Annotated in this window: 15 protein-coding genes; 9 read left to right on the top strand and 6 right to left on the bottom strand. The window is 72.0% G+C overall.

The features are described 5' to 3' along the window. Nucleotides 1-24 precede the first annotated feature (24 nt). Nucleotides 25-219, bottom strand: a complete 195-nt coding sequence (locus ACH4YL_RS18155) for a hypothetical protein (RefSeq protein WP_398508325.1) — start codon at nt 217-219, stop codon at nt 25-27. Between the two features lie 320 nt (nt 220-539). Between ACH4YL_RS18155 and ACH4YL_RS18160 the strand changes: the two genes are divergently transcribed. Then, nucleotides 540-932, top strand: a complete 393-nt coding sequence (locus ACH4YL_RS18160) for an ankyrin repeat domain-containing protein (RefSeq protein ID WP_398508326.1) — start codon at nt 540-542, stop codon at nt 930-932. A gap of 245 nt (nt 933-1177) precedes the next feature. Next, nucleotides 1178-2596, top strand: coding sequence for a HEAT repeat domain-containing protein (locus ACH4YL_RS18165; RefSeq protein ID WP_398508328.1), 1419 nt, complete (start codon nt 1178-1180; stop codon nt 2594-2596). Here the strand turns inward: ACH4YL_RS18165 and ACH4YL_RS18170 are convergent. Next, nucleotides 2571-2789, bottom strand: a complete 219-nt coding sequence (locus ACH4YL_RS18170) for a hypothetical protein (RefSeq protein ID WP_398508387.1) — start codon at nt 2787-2789, stop codon at nt 2571-2573. The two genes, ACH4YL_RS18165 and ACH4YL_RS18170, sit on opposite strands and share 26 nt — an antisense overlap. Here ACH4YL_RS18170 and ACH4YL_RS18175 point away from each other — a divergent pair. The 4 genes from ACH4YL_RS18175 to ACH4YL_RS18190 are packed head-to-tail and all read left to right on the top strand — an operon-like array spanning nt 2691 to nt 9959. Continuing rightward, on the top strand, nt 2691-3815 hold the full coding sequence (locus ACH4YL_RS18175) for a glycosyltransferase family 4 protein (protein WP_398508329.1): 1125 nt from the start codon (nt 2691-2693) through the stop codon (nt 3813-3815). The genes ACH4YL_RS18170 and ACH4YL_RS18175 overlap by 99 nt on opposite strands. After that, on the top strand, nt 3812-4972 hold the full coding sequence (locus tag ACH4YL_RS18180) for a glycosyltransferase (RefSeq protein WP_398508330.1): 1161 nt from the start codon (nt 3812-3814) through the stop codon (nt 4970-4972). Before ACH4YL_RS18175 ends, ACH4YL_RS18180 begins: the two co-directional genes overlap by 4 nt. Beyond that, nucleotides 4969-6366, top strand: coding sequence for a GDSL-type esterase/lipase family protein (locus tag ACH4YL_RS18185; RefSeq protein WP_398508332.1), 1398 nt, complete (start codon nt 4969-4971; stop codon nt 6364-6366). The genes ACH4YL_RS18180 and ACH4YL_RS18185 overlap by 4 nt, the downstream gene beginning before the upstream one ends. Next, nucleotides 6363-9959, top strand: a complete 3597-nt coding sequence (locus ACH4YL_RS18190; protein WP_398508333.1) for a hydantoinase B/oxoprolinase family protein — start codon at nt 6363-6365, stop codon at nt 9957-9959. The genes ACH4YL_RS18185 and ACH4YL_RS18190 overlap by 4 nt, the downstream gene beginning before the upstream one ends. A gap of 9 nt (nt 9960-9968) precedes the next feature. Here the strand turns inward: ACH4YL_RS18190 and ACH4YL_RS18195 are convergent, their stop codons facing one another. Genes ACH4YL_RS18195 through ACH4YL_RS18210 form a run of 4 tightly spaced genes read right to left on the bottom strand, consistent with a single transcriptional unit; the run spans nt 9969 to nt 13517 of the window. Further along, a complete protein-coding gene (locus tag ACH4YL_RS18195; RefSeq protein WP_398508335.1) occupies nt 9969-10835 on the bottom strand; it encodes a biotin-dependent carboxyltransferase family protein in 867 nt (288 codons plus the stop codon). Then, nucleotides 10832-11449, bottom strand: a complete 618-nt coding sequence (gene pxpB / locus ACH4YL_RS18200) for a 5-oxoprolinase subunit PxpB (RefSeq protein ID WP_398508336.1) — start codon at nt 11447-11449, stop codon at nt 10832-10834. The genes ACH4YL_RS18195 and pxpB overlap by 4 nt, the downstream gene beginning before the upstream one ends. Next, nucleotides 11446-12210 carry a LamB/YcsF family protein gene (locus tag ACH4YL_RS18205; RefSeq protein ID WP_398508338.1) on the bottom strand — a complete coding sequence of 255 codons (765 nt, stop codon included), beginning with the start codon at nt 12208-12210 and terminating at the stop codon, nt 11446-11448. Before ACH4YL_RS18205 ends, pxpB begins: the two co-directional genes overlap by 4 nt. Before the next feature lie 29 nt (nt 12211-12239). Continuing rightward, the gene (locus ACH4YL_RS18210) at nt 12240-13517 is read right to left on the bottom strand and encodes an MFS transporter (RefSeq protein WP_398508339.1); all 1278 of its coding nucleotides are present in this window, start codon (nt 13515-13517) and stop codon (nt 12240-12242) included. Nucleotides 13518-13679: 162 nt separating this feature from the next. Between ACH4YL_RS18210 and ACH4YL_RS18215 the strand changes: the two genes are divergently transcribed. The 3 genes from ACH4YL_RS18215 (at nt 13680) to ACH4YL_RS18225 (ending at nt 17058) form a co-directional block, all read left to right on the top strand. Further along, the gene (locus ACH4YL_RS18215; RefSeq protein WP_398508340.1) at nt 13680-14402 is read left to right on the top strand and encodes a GntR family transcriptional regulator; all 723 of its coding nucleotides are present in this window, start codon (nt 13680-13682) and stop codon (nt 14400-14402) included. Between the two features lie 141 nt (nt 14403-14543). Further along, complete coding sequence (locus ACH4YL_RS18220; protein WP_398508341.1) at nt 14544-16070, top strand: hypothetical protein; 1527 nt, start codon at nt 14544-14546, stop codon at nt 16068-16070. Nucleotides 16071-16137: 67 nt separating this feature from the next. Next, nucleotides 16138-17058 carry a hypothetical protein gene (locus ACH4YL_RS18225; RefSeq protein WP_398508342.1) on the top strand — a complete coding sequence of 307 codons (921 nt, stop codon included), beginning with the start codon at nt 16138-16140 and terminating at the stop codon, nt 17056-17058. Nucleotides 17059-17076 lie beyond the last annotated feature (18 nt).

The following is a 17076-nucleotide window of genomic DNA, read 5'->3' on the forward strand; positions in this document are numbered from 1 at the left end:
CGGTGCGGAGGGGGACGGGCGGTGTCAGAACTTGATCCCGCCCAGGAGGCTGGCGAGGCTCGCGGTGCCGGCCTTGACGCTGGGTGCGATGGCGGTGCCCGCCACGAAGAAGCCGAAGAGCGCGCAGACGAATCCGTGTGACGTCTTGAGCCCGTCCTTCCTCGCGAAGAGGAAGACGATGATTCCGAGCAGAACGACGCCTGAGATGGACAGGATCATGAGGTTCTCCTGGTTGAGGGGACAGTCACCATGAGTACTTCCAGCATCACAGGAAGTATCTATGTGATAAAAGGTGCAAATGGGTGAAAAACACGGGATTTCACCCCACTGGTCGATGTCCCGCCGCCGGTCGGGGGGCACACTGCGCGGCCGCGCGGCACAGTGCCCTCCCACCAGGGACTTCTCGGCTGTCCTCGCAGTGATCCTTGCCGCCGGGCGGGCCGCCTCATGTCGCCGGCCGGGCAGTAACCTGTCGATTCACCCGCACGGCCCGCTCCGCCGTGCGCCCCAGGTCAACACAGTGAAAGGCGGTCCCCGAGATGAGCGAAGCCCCGGATCCCGAGGTGATCGAACTCGCCACCAAGGTCTTCGACCTGGCGCGCGGCGGAGAGACCGAGGCGCTCGCCGCGTACATCGACGCCGGTGTCCCGGCCAACCTCACCAACGACCGCGGTGACACCCTCGTGATGCTTGCCGCCTACCACGGGCACGCCGCCGCGGTGGAGGCCCTCGTCGCCCGCGGCGCGGAGCCGGACAGGGCCAACGACCGCGGCCAGACGCCGCTCGCCGGCGCCGTCTTCAAGGGCGAGGACGCCGTCATCCGCGCACTGCTCGCTGCCGGAGCCGATCCTTCCGCCGGCACGCCGTCCGCGATGGATACGGCGCGGATGTTTGGGAAGACGGAGCTCCTGGAGCTGTTCGGCGGCCGTTGAGGGTTCGCCGACCGGCCGCTGAGAGGGACGCCGTAAATGTGGTCGCGGTGGCGAAATGGGTGGGTCATCATGACGACGGGCCCTACCCCCCGGACTTCATCCGGGCGTCCCCCCCGGGGCCACCGACGAAAGGCAGGAAGATGGTCTACATCAAGCGGCAGACGACGAGCGCTTCCACATGTTGCTGCGCGGCCTAGGTTCTCCACTCCCCGGTTGCGTCGACAGCTTGATGTGAGGCTCTCCACATGTTCGATCCAGTCATAGCGCCGAGCGGCACTCTGCTCGGCCTGCTGCAGAGGGGCCGCGGTGACGGCACGCTGCACGCGCTCGCCGCGCCACGCGCCGAAGCGCTCGCAGCGCTGAACCACTGCGTGCTGAACGACCCGCGCCACGACTGGCAGGTCGAGAACCGCTCCCTGTACTACGCACGCCTGTACCTGGATCTCCACGGCGGTCTCCAGGAGATCGAGCGGCATCTGAACGACGCCGACGACCACCTCGACGACGACGAGGCCAGGACCGGCCTCGCGCTCGCGGTACTCGGCCATCTCGCCTCGTACGGCAGAAACGACGCCCTCGCGCTGCTGCGCCGCTATGCGGCGAGCGGGGCGAACTGGGCCTGGGCACTCGACGAGCTCGCTCTGCGGGACGACGACTCCGGTCTGCGCTCGCTCGCCGTTCCCGTACTCGCCCGCTTCCCGGCCACGCCGGAGGGCGACGCCGAACTGGCCGTCGTCGTACGGGACGCCTTCGAACCGCGGCCGTGGCGGCTGTGGGCCGAGGACCGGCGCGAGACCGTCGGGCCCCGGGTGCGCGCGGCGCAGGAGGCCGGCTCCTTCGACCGCTGGCAACGCCAGCTGCGACCCACCGGGCCGCGCCCCGGATGGAGCGTCCAGGCCGTCTTCGACTGGGCGGATCAAGGCATGGAGCGCGGCTCGGCCCTCCACGTTCCTGCCGCGCGCTGTTTGTCGGCCGTCGCCGGGGCCGACGACCGGCCCGCCATCATTGCCGCCGCAGCAGCGGGGTCCGACGGCGCGCGCTGTGCCGCGCTGCACTATCTCGCGGAGTCACGTGATCCCGTGGTCCTCGATCTGATCGAGTCGGCGGTGTCCACCGGCTCCCGTACCGTCGCCGAAGCGGCTGTCGCCGCGTTCGAGCGGATGTGCGGCGACGAGGCCGTCGACCGCGCCCGCGGCTGGATCCACCGGCCGGACGCGCTCGGGGCGTCCGCCGCAGGCGTGCTCGCCTGCCGCGGCACCGCCACCGACACCAAGCTCGTCCTCGGCGCCCTGCGCGAGACCGTACGGGGCGACGGTCCCGACGCGCCGCTGCTGTGGACTCTCGTCGACGGGGCGGGACGGCTCGGCATCGACTGCGCCGCACCCGTCCTGCGTCATGTGTACCGGGAGACCGCGTCCTCTCAGCTGCGCGGGCGCGCGGCCCGCGCACTGGCCGCGACCGATGCCTCCTTCCCCACCGGATTCGCCGTCGAATGCCTGTGGGACTGCGAGGAGACGACCAGGGAAATCGCCGCGCGGCACGCCGCCACGGGTGATGCGCGGGTGGCCGAACGGCTGCGCCGGCTGGCGGCCGATCCGGCCGAAGAGGCGGAGGTACAAACCGCCGTACGCAGCAGAATCAGTCCGGATTCGCCTGCCGTATGACATAACGGTCGCGGCCACAAACGCTCATGGCTTGTTCCACGGGCGGAAAGATCCACGTTGTCGCAGCCACCCCGGACACGACGACAACACGGGTATGCGTGTCGTCATCATCACCGAATCCTTTCCGCCAGACGTCAATGGTGTGGCGCACTGCGCCCTGCAGACCGCCCGGCATCTCGCCGCGCGCGGTCATGACCCGCTCGTCATAGCTCCGGCGGTAACCGGGGCCGACAGCGCCGACCAGAGCGCGCCGTGCCCTGTGGTTCGCGTCCCCTCCCTCCCCCTGCCCGGCTATCCCCAAGTCCGGGTGGCACTCCCCAGCCGCCGCGTGGCGGCAACGATCACTGCTCACCGGGCGGAGCTGGTGCACCTCGCCAGCCCGTTCGTCCTCGGCGTACGCGGAATGGCAGCCGCGGCGAAGCTCGGCCTCCCGGCCGTCGCCGTCTACCAGACCGACCTCGCCGGTTACGCCCGTACCTACGTCGGCGCGGGCGAGAACGCCGCGTGGCGGCGCATCCGCACTGTGCACAGCGCCGCCGACCGCACACTCGCTCCCTCCTCCGCAGCCCTGCGGGACCTGGAGGAGCACGGCGTCGAGCGGGTGCGGCTGTGGCCGCGCGGCGTGGACACCGCGCGGTTCCGCCCGGAGCTGCGCGACGAGGAACTGCGCCGCAGCCTCGCCCCCAACGGCGAGCTGATCGTCGGCTACGTGGGCCGCCTCGCGCCCGAGAAGCACGTCGAGCTCCTCGCCGGAGCCTGCGCCACACCCGGCGTACGGGTCGTGGTCGTCGGCGACGGTCCCAGCGAACCCTCGCTGCGCAACGCCCTGCCCGGGGCCGTCTTCCTCGGCCGCAAGACCGGCGACGAACTCGCCAGGATCTTCGCCTCGCTGGACGTCTTCGCGCACACCGGCCCGTACGAGACCTTCTGCCAGACCGTGCAGGAGGCCATGGCCAGCGGGGTGCCGGTGATCGCACCGGCCGCGGGCGGACCGCTCGACCTCGTCGACCACGGACGCACCGGGCTGCTCGTCGCCCCGAACGAGGTGGACACCGTGACCACCGCGGTCGCCACGCTCGCCGCGGACCCGCAGCTGCGGGACGCGTACGGGCGGGCCGGCCGGGCCGCCGTCGAGGGCCGCACCTGGGCCGTCATCGGCGACGCGCTCATCGACCACTACGCCGAGGTGCTCGGCGCGCGTACGGCGGTGGCGGCATGAGCGGGCTGCGGATCGTACGGCTGGCGAACTTCGTCACTCCGGCGTCGGGCGGCCTGCGCACCGCGCTGCGTGAACTCGGCAAGGGCTATCTCGCGGCCGGCCATGAGCCGGTGCTGATCGTGCCCGGCGACGTGGAGAGCGACCGGATGACTCCGCAGGGCCGGGTCATCACCCTGCCCGGGCCCGAGATTCCCGGCACCGGCGGCTACCGCGTGCTCGCCGCGCGTCGCAGGCTGCGGGACGTCCTGGACATCATCGAGCCCGACCGGATCGAGGTGTCCGACCGCACCACGCTGCGGTGGACCGGTGAGTATGCCCGCCGCCGGCGCATCCCGTCCGTGATGGTCTCCCACGAGACCGCGGACGGCGTGCTGCGCACCTGGGGAGTGTCCGAGTCCGTCGCGGCCCGGGCCGCGGACCGGCTCAACCGCCGTACCGCCTGGGCGTACTCGCGGATCGTGTGCACGACGGAGTGGGCCGAGCGGGAGTTCGTCCGCATCGGGGCGCGCAATGTGGTGCGCGCGCCCCTCGGTGTTGACCTGCACCACTGCCGGCCCGGCCGGCGCAGCCTCGTCCTGCGCGCCAAGCACGCCGCCGGGGCCGAAGTGGTGCTGCTCCTGTGCTCCCGGCTGTCGGTGGAGAAGCGCCCGGGCATGGCCCTTGACGCGCTCGCCGAACTCCGCCGGCGGGGTGTGCGCGCCTCGCTCGTCGTCGCGGGCGACGGTCCGCTGCGGACCGCGCTGATCCGCCGGGCGCGAGCCGAGCGGCTGCCGGTGCAGTTCCTCGGCTACGTCGGCGACCGCGAGGCGGTGGCCGACCTGCAGGCGTCGGCGGACATCTGCCTCGCGCCGGGGCCCGCGGAGACCTTCGGTCTCTCGGCCCTGGAGGCACTCGCCTGCGGCACGCCGGTCGTCGCGAGTGCGTCGTCGGCCCTGCCGGAGGTGATCGGCGACGCGGGAGCGGCGGCGGTCGACACGGCGGCGGACTTCGCCGACGCCGTGCAGGGCCTGCTCGCCCGCCCGGAGACGGAGCGCCGTGAGGCGGCCCGTGCGCGGGCCGAACTCTTCGACTGGCAGCGGTCGGTGGACGCGTTCCTCGCGGCCCACGACGCCCCGCGGCTGCGTGAGCCGGTCCACGGAAAGGAAGTGGCGGCATGACGGCCGCACCGGCGACCGCGGTCGCAGACGAGTCGGAGTCGCAGGGCCCGCCGGAAAGCGCCCGGGACGCGCCTGCCGGGGCGGTGAAGGCCCCCGCGGCCACGCCCGTCCCGGCGCACCTGTCGGCCGCCCCGGACGCCAGGCCGTTCGGGCTCGGGAACCCGCCGGCCCCGGTGGGGCAGCCTGACGGCCCGGTGGGGCACACGGGCCCGGGGGCCGGCGAGGCGCAGGCTTCCGCCCGCGGCGGCGCGGCCGAGACGTCCGCTGCTGTGACCTGGATCGGCGGGCCGAACCTGGTCGGCAGGCTCGCGGCTGCCGAGGGCGCGTCGGTCCGTCGGGCGGCTGAGCGCGCCGCGCTCGACAACCGGGCTGAGGGGACCAGGTCCCACGAGCCCGGCGCGTACGCGACTGGACGCCCGGTCCTGCATGAGCAGGACGCGACCGGCGCGTACGACAGCGCGGGTGAGCCCGTCGAGGCCCACGAGCTCGCCGAGGTCGTCGACGACGGCGCGGTCGGGCACCCCGCGACCACCACCCGGGTCCTGCGGTTCGTCGCGCTCGGGGACTCGCTCACCGAAGGTGTCGGTGACCGGGTCGCCGGCGGGTGGCGTGGGTGGGCCGCGTTGCTGGCCGAGGGGCTCGGGTGTGCCGACGGGCCCGCAGAGTTCCGGAAGCTTGCCGTCAGCGGCGCCCTCACCGAGGACGTCACCGAGCGGCAGGCACCCGAGGCGCTGGCGTTCGGCGCGGACATCGCCGCCGTTCTCGTCGGGGTCAACGACACCCTGCGCCGTACCTTCGACATCGAGGACATGGCCAAGCGGCTCGACACCGTCTGCGCGCAGCTCACCGCGCGCGGTGCGGTGATTCTGACCGCCTGTCTGCCCGACCCGGGCAGCATGCTCGGACTGCCTCTGCCGCTGGCCCGGCCGCTCGCCCGCCGTCAGCGCGCGGTCAACGCCGTCGTCCACGCTCTGTCCGACCGCTACGACGCGATACATCTGCACGCCGCCGACGCCGACTGGGTCCAGGACCGCGCCATGTGGAGCGCCGACCGGCTGCATCCGGGCGAGCGCGGTCACCGGATGATCGCCCGCCACTTCCATGAGCTGCTCACCGAGCGCGGCTTCCGCCTCGGCACCGAGCCGGGCGTCGAGCCCACGCAGCCCCCGCCGACCAAGGCCGCGAAGGTGCTGTGGCTCGCGACCGCAGGCACCGCATGGGTGGCGCGGCGGTGCACCGATCTGCTGCCGCAGCTGATGCGGCTGGCGGGTTCGGAGGTACGCCACTGGGCACGCGGCACCAGCGAACGGCTCGACCGCAGTGCCGAACACGCCCTGTCGTCCGCGCTCGCGGCCGTGTCGCTGGAGGTTCCGCTTGCCACAATGGGGGAATGAGCGGGCGCTGGGAGTTCTGGATCGACCGTGGCGGCACCTTCACCGACGTCGTGGGCCGACGTCCCGACGGAAGGCTCGTCACCCGGAAACTGCTCTCGCACAACCCGGAGCGCTACCGGGACGCCGCGGTCGCGGGGATCAGACTGCTGCTGGGCATCGGGCCTGACCAGCCCGTGCCCGCCGATCTCGTCGACAGCGTGAAGATGGGCACGACCGTCGCCACCAACGCACTCCTGGAGCGGCGCGGCGAGCCGACCGTCCTCGTCATCACCGAGGGTTTCCGGGACGCCCTGCGTATCGCCTATCAGAACCGGCCCCGGCTCTTCGACCGCCGGATCGTGCTTCCGGAGGCGGTGTACGAACGGGTCATCGAGGTCCCCGAACGCGTCGACGCGCACGGCGCGACCGTCCGGCCGCTCGATCTCGCCGCCGTCACCGAGCAGTTGACGGCCGCCCGCTCCGACGGCTTCACCAGTGCGGCCGTCGTGCTGATGCACGGCTACCGCCATCCCGGCCACGAGGCCCGGATCGCCGAAGCGGCCCGTGAACTCGGCTTCACCCAGGTCAGCTGCTCGCATGAAGTCAGCCCGCTGATCAAACTGGTGCCGCGCGGCGACACGACGGTCGTGGACGCGTATCTCTCGCCGATCCTCGGCCGGTACGTCGACGAGGTCGCGGCCGAACTCGACGGCATCCGCCTGATGTTCATGCAGTCCAACGGCGGACTGCGCGAGGCGGCCAACTTCCGCGGCAAGGACGCCGTGCTGTCCGGCCCGGCCGGCGGCGTCGTCGGCATGGCCCGCACCGCCGAACAGGCCGGATACGGCCGCGTCATCGGCTTCGACATGGGTGGCACATCGACCGATGTCTCGCACTACGCCGGCGAGTTCGAGCGCGAACTCGGCACCCAGGTCGCCGGCGTACGGATGCGCGCGCCCATGATGAACATCCACACCGTCGCGGCCGGCGGCGGCTCCGTACTCCACTTCGACGGCAGGCGTTACCGCGTCGGACCGGACTCCGCGGGCGCCGTGCCAGGCCCGGCCTGCTACCGACGTGGCGGCCCGCTCACCGTCACCGACGCCAATGTGATGCTCGGCCGCATCCAGCCCGGCCACTTCCCGGCGGTCTTCGGGCCCGACGGCGACCAGCCGCTGGACGCCGGGACCGTACGCGAGCGCTTCGCCGAACTCGCCGAGCGGGTCCACAAGGAGAGCGGCAAGCAGCGGTCGGCCGAGGAAGTCGCCGCCGGGTTCCTGGAGATCGCCGTGCTGAACATGGCGAACGCGGTCAAGAAGATCTCCGTGCAGCGCGGCCACGACATCACCCGCTACGCGCTCAACTCCTTCGGCGGCGCGGGCGGCCAGCACGCCTGCGCGGTCGCCGACGCTCTCGGCGTCAACACCGTGATCGTGCCTCCGCTGGCCGGAGTGCTCTCCGCGTACGGCATCGGACTCGCCGACGCGACCGCGATGCGCGAGCAGTCCGTCGAGGCCGAACTGGACGAGACGGCGCTCGCCCGCGTACGGACACTCTGCGACGGCCTGGCCGCCCGCACCCGCGCCGAGCTGATCGCCGACGCCGTGCCGGACTCCGCGATCACCACGCATGCGCGGGTGCTGCTCCGCTACGGCGGCACCGACGCCAGTCTGCCGGTGCCGCTGGACACCGTCGCCGCCATGAAGGACGCCTTCGAGTCGACCCATCGCGCCCGCTACGCCTTCACCATGGACAAGCCGATCGTGGTGGAGGCGGTATCCGTCGAGGCGGTCGGGACGGCCGGCGAACACGGCGACCATGTGGTCGAAGAGAGCACGGGCGCGGGTGAGTTCGCGCCGCGCGCCATGGTGCGGATGTTCGTCGAGGCCGAGCGGCGCGAGGTGCCCCTGTACCGGCGCGGCGATCTGCGCCCCGGCGACGCCGTCGACGGCCCGGCGATCATCGCCGAGGCCGACGCGACCACGGTCGTCGACCCGGGCTGGCGCGCGGCCGCGGAGGACGGCGGCCATCTGCTGCTGACGCGCGTACGGCCCAGGCCCGACCGGGTCGCCGTCGGCACCGACGTCGACCCGGTGCTACTGGAGGTGTTCAACAACCTCTTCATGGCCATCGCCGAGCAGATGGGCGTGCGCCTGGAGAACACCGCACATTCCGTCAACATCAAGGAGCGGCTGGACTTCTCCTGCGCCCTCTTCGACGCGCACGGCAATCTGATCGCCAACGCGCCGCACATTCCGGTGCACCTCGGCTCGATGGGGGAGTCCATCAAGGAGGTGCTGCGCCGCAACGACGGAGCGCTGCGGCCCGGCGATGTGTACGCGATCAACGATCCGTACCACGGCGGCACCCATCTGCCCGATGTGACGGTCGTGACGCCCGTGTTCGACGACGGTGAGCTGCGATTCCTGGTGGCCTCCCGCGGCCATCACGCCGAGATCGGCGGCATCACGCCCGGCTCCATGCCCGCCTTCAGTCGCACGGTGGACGAGGAAGGCGTTCTCTTCGACAACTGGCTGCTCGTCCGCGGCGGGCGGCTGCGCGAGGCCGAGACCCGGGAGCTGCTGACGACCGCGGCGTATCCCTCGCGCGCTCCCGACACCAATCTCGCCGACCTGCGTGCCCAGATCGCCGCCAACGAGAAGGGGATCTCGGAACTGCTTCGGATGGTCGACCAGTTCGGACTCGATGTCGTGACGGCCTATATGCGGCACGTACGGGACAACGCCGAGGAATCGGTGCGGCGCATCGTCGCGGGCCTCAGCGACGGCGAGTACCGGTACGAGACCGACGGCGGCGCGGTCATCCAGGTCGCGCTGCGCGTGGACCGTCGTGAGCGCAGCGCGGTCATCGACTTCACCGGCACCTCGCCGCAGCTGCCGGGCAACTTCAACGCGCCCAAGTCCGTGGTGATGGCGGCCGTGCTCTATGTCTTCCGGACGCTGGTCGCCGACGACATCCCGCTCAACAGCGGCTGCCTGGAGCCTCTGGAGGTGCGCGTGCCGGACGGATCGATGCTCGCGCCGAGCCATCCGGCGGCGACCGTCGCGGGCAATGTCGAGACCTCGCAGGCCGTCACCGGAGCGCTGTACGCCGCGCTCGGCGTCCAGGCCGAAGGCTCCGGCACGATGAACAACCTGACCTTCGGCAATGACCGTGTGCAGTACTACGAGACGGTGGCCAGCGGCTCCGGCGCGGGCGAAGGCTTCGACGGGGCCGACGCCGTGCAGACCCATATGACCAACTCGCGGCTCACCGATCCCGAAGTACTGGAGTGGCGCTATCCGGTGCGCGTCGACGCGTTTTCCGTACGCGACGGAAGCGCCGGCCTGGGCCGTTGGCGCGGCGGCCACGGGGTCGTCCGCAGACTCCGCTTCCTGGAGCCGATGACGGTGGCGCTGCTGACCGGCCACCGCCGCGTCCCGCCGTACGGCATGGCGGGCGGTGGCCCGGGCGCGCTCGGCGAGAACGTGGTGGAGCGGGCCGACGGCAGCGTGACGCCGCTGCACGGCGTCGACTCGGTGGACGTCGGCCCGGAGGACGTCCTGGTGATCAGGACCCCGGGCGGCGGAGGTTACGGCACACCGGGATCCTGAGACGGAGCCTTACCGCACCGGGACGAACCGCACCGGTGTGCCGGGCACCGACTGTGCCGCCGCCGCGAGATCGCGTTCGTCGACGACCGCCACCACCGGATAGCCGCCGGTGGTCGGATGGTCGGCGAGGAAGACCACCGGGCAGCCGTCCGGCGGCACCTGCACCGCGCCCAGCACCATGCCTTCGCTGGGCAGTTCGCCGGTCACCGCCCGTTCGAGCGCCGGGCCCTCAATGCGCAGTCCGATGCGGTTGCTCGCGGCCGAGACCCGGTAGGCCCCGCCGGCCAGCGTGTGGAGAGCCGCACCGGTGAACCAGTCGGCCCGAGGACCGATCCGCACCCGCAGCACAAGTTCCGTCGGCGGCGCGGGCCACGGCACGGCACCGTCGAGAAGCGCGGGCGGACCCGTCGGCTTGCCGAGCGGCAGCACGGCCCCGTCCGCGAGCGGCGCGGGCCCGAGCCCGGAGAGCAGATCCGTGGAGCGGCTGCCGAGCACCGGATCGACCGCGATCCCGCCGGCGAAGCCCAGATACGTCCGTACGCCACGCACCGCGGGACCCGTCTCGAGCAGCGACCCCGCCGCCACCCGCACCGGCGCGCCCCAGGCCGCCGGCCGGCCGTCGACGGTGACCGGGCACGGAGCGCCGCCGACGGCGACCGTCACGGCACAACGCGGCCGTACGGCACAGCCGTTGAGCGTGGTCTCCAGCACCGCCGCGCTCTCCGCGTTGCCCACCAGACGGTTGACGAGCGCCGCGGAGTGCTGGTCCAGCGCGCCGGAGCGCGGCACGCCGAGATGGGCGTGACCGGGCCGTCCCAGATCCTGCACGGTGGTCAGCGCCCCGGCCCGTACGACCGAAAAGGCCCGGTCGGTCATCGGCGCTCCGGCACGAACCGCACACGGGTCCCGGGTGAGAGCAGCGCCGCGGGCTCGCGCGCCGGATCCCACAGCTCCGTACCGGTGGTGCCGATGAGCTGCCAGCCGCCGGGTGAGGAGCGCGGATACACGCCGGTGTAAGGGCCCGCCAGGGCGAGCGAACCGGCCGGGACCGAGGTGCGCGGAGTGGCCCGGCGCGGCACGGCGTACTGCCCCGGCAGTCCGGTCAGATAGCCGAAGCCGGGCGCGAACCCGCAGAAGGCCACCCGGAATTCGGCCGCCGCATGGATCGCCACGACCTCCTCCACCGACACCTGCCACAGTGCGGCGACATCCGCCAGATCCGGCCCGTCGTAGCGGACCGGAATCTCGATCGCGTCCTCCACGCGCGCCGGAAGCGCCGGAATCGTCCAGTCCGCCAGCTCCCGGGCGAACCGGCCCGGATCGTCGATCCCGTCCAGCAGCACCGTCCGTGCGGCGGGCACTATCTCCCGCACCGCCGGGAGCGCGCCCGTGGCACGGCGGCGCAGCAGTTCGGCATGGAGCGCACCGGCCTCGTCGCCGTCCGCCAGCTCGACGAGCAGGGCCCGGTCGCCGACCGGCAGCGTCCTCATACGAAGGCCTCCACGCGGACGCCCGCCCGCTCCAGTTCGCCGCGCACCCGGCGGGCCAGCGACACGGCCCCATCGGTGTCGCCGTGCAGACACAGCGAACGGGCGCGCACCGGAACGGACCGTCCGCAGCGCGCGGTGACCACGCCGAACCTGGCCATGCTGACGGACCGTTCGACCACGGTGACCGGGTCGCTGAGCACCGCGCCGTCCTCACCGCGCGGCACCAGCGTGCCCTCCGCGGTGTACGCGCGGTCCGCGAACGCCTCGGTGACGGCGGGCAGTCCGGCCTTCTCCGCCATGGTGTGCAGCTTCGAGCCGGGCAGGCCGAGCAGCGGCAGCCGCTCGCCCGACAGCAGCACCCCGTCGACGACGGCGGCCGCCTGCTCCTCGTCGTGCACGACGCGGTTGTAGAGCGCACCGTGCGGTTTCACGTACGAGACCCGGGATCCGGCCGCGCGCGCGAAGATCTCCAATGCGCCTATCTGGTAGGCCACTTCGGCGGCCAGCTCATCGGGCGGTACGTCCATGGAGCGCCGGCCGAAGCCGGCCAGATCACGGTAGGAGACCTGGGCGCCGATCCGCACCGAGCGCTCGGCCGCGAGATCGCAGACCTTGCGCATGGTGGACGCGTCACCGGCGTGGAAGCCGCAGGCGACATTGGCGCTGGTGACGACGGACAGCAGCTGTTCGTCGTCGGTCAGCCGCCAGCGGCCGAAGCCCTCGCCGAGGTCGGCGTTGAGATCGATGGACGCCCAGGTCATCGCAGTACCTCCCGTTGGGTCCCGCCGGGTCAGAGCAGTTCGCGGCCGCGTGTCTCGGGCAGCCCGAGCAATGCCACCGCCGCGAGGCCGTAGCCTGCGGCGCCGAGGACGAGCGCGCCGCCCACGCCCCAGCTGTCGGACAGGAAGCCCACCAGGGTGGGCAGGAACGCGCCGACCGCGCGGCCGCTGTTGTACGTGAAGCCCTGGCCGGTGCCGCGTACGGCGGTCGGATAGAGCTCGCTGAGGAACGAACCGAAGCCGCTGAAGATCGCCGACATGCAGAAGCCGAGCGGGAAGCCGAGGACCAGCAGCAGCCCGTTCGCACCCGACGGGATGTTCGTATAGGCGACGATCCCGGCGGCCGAGAGCACGGCGAAGAGCGTGATGTTCTTCTTCCGGCCTATTCGGTCGGTGAGATATCCGCCGGTGAGATAGCCGGCGAACGCGCCGGATATCAGGAAGGCGAGATAGCCGCCGGTGCCGACAACCGTCAGCCCTCGCTCGGTCTTGAGATAGGTCGGCACCCAGGTGGCGAGCGTGTAGTACCCGCCCTGCACGCCGGTGGAGAGCAGCGTCGCGAAGAACGTGGTGCGCAGCAGGTCCTTCTTGAAGATCGTGGAGAAGGAGCCGCGCTCGGTGCTGGCGCTGCGCCGAGCGGCCGCCTCGGGCGCGTCGCTGACATTGCGCCGCACATAGATCACCAACAGGGCCGGAAGAGCACCGGTCCAGAACATCACGCGCCAGGCGGTGTCGTGGTCGAGGAACTCGAAGACCAGCGTGTAGACGATGACCGCCAGCGCCCAGCCGGCCGCCCATGCGCTCTGTACGGCGCCGAGGGTGCGGCCGCGGTGTTTGGCGCTCGCGTACTCCGCGACCAGGATCGCGCCGACCGCCCACTCGCCGCCGAAGCCGAGGCCCTGCAGGGCCCGGAAGACCAGCAGCGTCTCGTAGTTGGGGGCGAAGCCGCAGGCCACGGTGAACACCGCATAGGTGATCACCGTGATCATCAGTGCCTTCACCCGGCCGATCCGGTCGGCCAGGATGCCGGCGAGCGCGCCGCCCACCGCGGAGACGACGAGCGTGACGGTGGTGAGAAGTCCGGTCTGTCCGTTGTCGAGGCTGAAGTACGCGGAGATCGCCACCATGCTCAGCGGCAGCGTGAAGTAGTCGTAGGAGTCGAGGGCGTACCCGCCGAACGCGCCGCCGAAGGCGCGTCGGCCGCGCGGCCCGAGGGCCCGCAGCCAGGCGAACGCGCCGGTGTCCTCGGGGAGTTCGCCCTGCTTCGGCTGTGCCTGGGTCGTACTCATCTGCACCTCGCAGAGGGGGAGGGGAGGGTGCTGACGACTGTGCGGTTACGTCACCGTAGGGGATTGTTGAACGATCCGACAAGAGTCATGTGGGGTCGTTCTTCCTTCTACGATGGAGTGCGCGCACCGGCGGGACGCCCGGTGCGAGGGAGAGAGGGCGTTGTGGGCACCACGGAGTCCGAGTTCGGCGGAGTCGGCGGACTGGCGGACGACCGCCCGCTGTTGGGTCGCACCAGCACGGCGGAACGGGTCGCGGACATCCTGCGCACCCGTATCGCGGAGGGCTACTTCCCGCCGGGGGAGCGGCTTTCCGAGGACGCCATCGGCAAGGCGCTGGGCGTTTCGCGGAACACCCTGCGCGAGGCGTTCCGGCTGCTCACCCATGAACGGCTGCTCGTTCACGAGCTCAACCGCGGAGTCTTCGTTCGGAAGCTCGCGGTCCAGGACGTCGTCGACATCTACCGGACCAGGCTGCTCGTCGAATGCGCCGTCGTGCACGGCCTCGGCGAACCGCCGTACGCGCTCGAACGGCTCGACCTGGCCGTGGCCGGCGGCGAGCGGTCCGAGCGCGAGCGCGACTGGAAGGGCGTCTCCACCGCGAACATCCACTTCCACCGCGAACTGGTCGCGCTGGCCGGCAGCGCGCGCACCGACGAACTGATGCGCAGCGTCCTGGCGGAGCTTCGGCTCGCCTTCCATGTGGTGGACGACCCGCGCCGGCTGCACCAGCCCTATCTCGTACGGAACCGGGCGATCCTGGAGGCGCTGCGGGCAGGCGACCGGACGGGCGCGGAGCGGCTGCTGACCGACTACCTCGACGACTCGCGGACGCAGATGGTGGAGAGGTACGCGCATCTCGTCGACGAGGACGAGGACGAGGACTAGGACACGCGGGCTCGGACGCGAGGGCTCGGACCGGGCGCTCGACGCGAGGCCCGGACCCGAGCGCGGTGGGACGGGCGCGGTGGGACGGGCGTTTCTGCGCCGTTTCGACCGTTGTCAGTGCGAGGACCTAATCTGTGCACCGTGACTTCGCCTGCCTCGACGGACTTCGTTCCGCCCCAGCTCAGCGCGGGGCCGCGGCCCGCGCAGGGCCCGGCCGCCGACGAAGGGCTCGCGCGGCGGCTGCGCGCGCTCGCCTGCACCGCACCGCTGCACGACCTCGACGCCCGTAAGGCCAATCTTGCGGGCGAGTACACGGTGTACGCGATGGCGGAGGTGGCCCTTGCCGCCATCGACCTCGTCACACTGAACATGGACTTCGACACCGGCGCCGACCACGACCAGATAGTGGCGAGACTGCTGCCCCGCATCGCCGCGCAGGCCCCGCGCCGCCCGGTCGCCGAGCATGAGCGCGTCGCTCGCTGGGTGCTGGAGAACCTGATCAACGTGGGCAGCGTGGACCGCGGCTTCCGCGCGGTGTACGGCACTTTCGGCCCGGACGGTGCGTATGTGCGCCGGGACTACGACTTCAAGCTCATCGAGGAAGTGCCGGGCTACGGCGGCAGCGTCTATCTCCGTACGACCGACGAAGCCGTCAACGTCCTGGTCGGCGCGCTCGACACCGACGTCACCAGCGCGCAGATCGCGGCCGAGGTGAAGCTGGAGGTCCTGATCAGCCGGGGCAGGCTCGCCGACGCACAGCTCGCCGCCGAGCAGGCGCGCTACCGCACCGTGCAGTACGCCGAGACGCTGCGCAGGACCCTGGAGGCGACCCGGCGCAATGTCCGGGCCGTCGACTGGCTCAACGCCGTGCCGGACATGATCGCCGAGGCGCTCGACCATGTCGCCGACCGCTACCGCCACGAGAACGCGATCCTGACGAATATCCGCAAGGCGCGGGACGAGGCAGAGGACCCGGAGCACAAGCGGCGCGCCGCCGAGCTCGTCGACATCGTCAAGGACTGCATCCGCCGCCACACCCAGCTCCAGTCCCGACTCCTCGAGGCGGGCCCGCTGTTCCGCGCCGAGCAGGACCGTCAGGCCTTCGCCCAGCCGACCGCGCGCACCGGACTCGACCTGTACGGCCAGCTGGTCGCGCCCGTGCTGCCGCTCCCGCTGCAGGCGGCGATCCGCGTCACGGACGCGTTCTTCGCCCGCGGCACCGGGCTGCGCACACCCTCGTCCGTACGGGTCGGCGACCTGGTCGACATGCTGCTGACGCCGCCGACGGAGCGCGAGCACCTCGGCGCCGAGATGCCCGAGCCGGACCTGATCGCCACTCCCGACGACAGCCGCTTCAGCGAGGAACAGCTCGCGAGCGCCATGGAGCTGCTCGACCTGGAACACGACGCCCCGCGCCGTCTCTCCGGCCTGCTCGCCGAGGCCCGCCGCCGCGACCCCGAACTGCCCTATTTGGTGGCCCTGCTGGCCGTCCACGCAGCGAGCCCACCGGTCGGCACGGCCTACCGCCAGGGCGAGGAGCGCCTGCTGTTCGCCGTCGACGACGGCACGGAACTGGACGATCCGGAATTCGGCGGCGCGGACCTGATCGTCGGCACGGCGCTCCTGGACGCGGCAGGTATGACGGCGGCCCGCACGGAGGCGGCGTGACCACCACCGACGTCCCGCGCCGACCCGGCGCCCAACCCAGCACCCATGAACCTCCGCAGGAGCACCAGTGACCGACCACCAGGGCGAACAGCACGCGTGGCGTGAGGCCGACGTCCCTGAGGCGTCGGCCCCCGCAGTCACCACCGCCACCACCACCAGCGCCAGCACCGTCACGCCCGCCGACGCCGCCGACGCCTCCCGCCTCGTCTCCTTCGGCCTCCAGCCCAAGCTCCTCCCGGCCCGCGACGCCGAATACGCCGAACTCCTGCGCCGCTATCGCGAAGACACCCCCTTCGCCCGGCTCGCCGACGCCGTCGCCACCGGCCTCGGCCTCGTCGTGCTCGAAGTGTCGACGCGCGCCGGAATGGCCCTGGCCGCCGGTGAGGACTCCGTCTTCGCCGTCCGCATGGGCGACTACGCCCGCCGCGCATCCGCCGACTCCGCGGACCGCTTCCTGCACGGCCTCGCCCATCTCGCCGTCGCCGCCATGGCGTTCCCGCGCCCCGAGGACCTCGCCGACGACGGATACATCGGTCGCATCACCGTCAACGGCGTCGACGCCTTCGTACGCCAGGCCTGCCGCCGCCTCGAGGAGCGCGCCGACGAGCAGGGCGAGAACACCGACCCCGCCACCGAGGCACCCGGCCTGGAGGCCGCCTGGCGGATCTATGCCCGGCGCAGCGCCACCGGCGCCACCAAGGACGCCCGCAGACTTGCCGGATCCACCACCGGCATCGTCGGCAAGGCCGTCGCCTTCCTCACCGACTCCGGCTTCCTGCAGCGGACCGGCGACGACGCCGGAGGCGCGTACCGCACCACCGCCCGCTATCAGTTGCAGGTGCGCGACATGGCGGGCAGCGCCGCCATGGCCGAGCTGCTGGAGCTCGGCGTCGTACCGGTGAGCGACGGCTCCGCCAGCCTCCTGCCGCCGCCCGACGGCGACGACCTGGAGGTGGCCGCCGACGCCGGCCTGCCCTTCCACGGGTAACTGACTGACCGACTGACC

The sequence above is a fragment of the Streptomyces sp. NPDC020681 genome, from assembly GCF_044334895.1.
Taxonomy (GTDB): domain Bacteria; phylum Actinomycetota; class Actinomycetes; order Streptomycetales; family Streptomycetaceae; genus Streptomyces.

Bases quoted from the DNA above. Each gene is read 5' to 3' on its own strand.
- ACH4YL_RS18180 (WP_398508330.1), top strand. From the start codon at position 3,812: ATGAGCGGGCTGCGGATCGTACGGCTGGCGAACTTCGTCACTCCGGCG.
- ACH4YL_RS18155 (WP_398508325.1), bottom strand. From the start codon at position 219: ATGATCCTGTCCATCTCAGGCGTCGTTCTGCTCGGAATCATCGTCTTC.
- pxpB (WP_398508336.1), bottom strand. From the start codon at position 11,449: ATGAGGACGCTGCCGGTCGGCGACCGGGCCCTGCTCGTCGAGCTGGCG.
- ACH4YL_RS18205 (WP_398508338.1), bottom strand. From the start codon at position 12,210: ATGACCTGGGCGTCCATCGATCTCAACGCCGACCTCGGCGAGGGCTTC.
- ACH4YL_RS18210 (WP_398508339.1), bottom strand. From the start codon at position 13,517: ATGAGTACGACCCAGGCACAGCCGAAGCAGGGCGAACTCCCCGAGGAC.
- ACH4YL_RS18195 (WP_398508335.1), bottom strand. From the start codon at position 10,835: ATGACCGACCGGGCCTTTTCGGTCGTACGGGCCGGGGCGCTGACCACC.
- ACH4YL_RS18190 (WP_398508333.1), top strand. From the start codon at position 6,363: ATGAGCGGGCGCTGGGAGTTCTGGATCGACCGTGGCGGCACCTTCACC.
- ACH4YL_RS18160 (WP_398508326.1), top strand. From the start codon at position 540: ATGAGCGAAGCCCCGGATCCCGAGGTGATCGAACTCGCCACCAAGGTC.
- ACH4YL_RS18165 (WP_398508328.1), top strand. From the start codon at position 1,178: ATGTTCGATCCAGTCATAGCGCCGAGCGGCACTCTGCTCGGCCTGCTG.
- ACH4YL_RS18175 (WP_398508329.1), top strand. From the start codon at position 2,691: ATGCGTGTCGTCATCATCACCGAATCCTTTCCGCCAGACGTCAATGGT.
- ACH4YL_RS18185 (WP_398508332.1), top strand. From the start codon at position 4,969: ATGACGGCCGCACCGGCGACCGCGGTCGCAGACGAGTCGGAGTCGCAG.
- ACH4YL_RS18170 (WP_398508387.1), bottom strand. From the start codon at position 2,789: ATGACCGCGCGCGGCGAGATGCCGGGCGGTCTGCAGGGCGCAGTGCGC.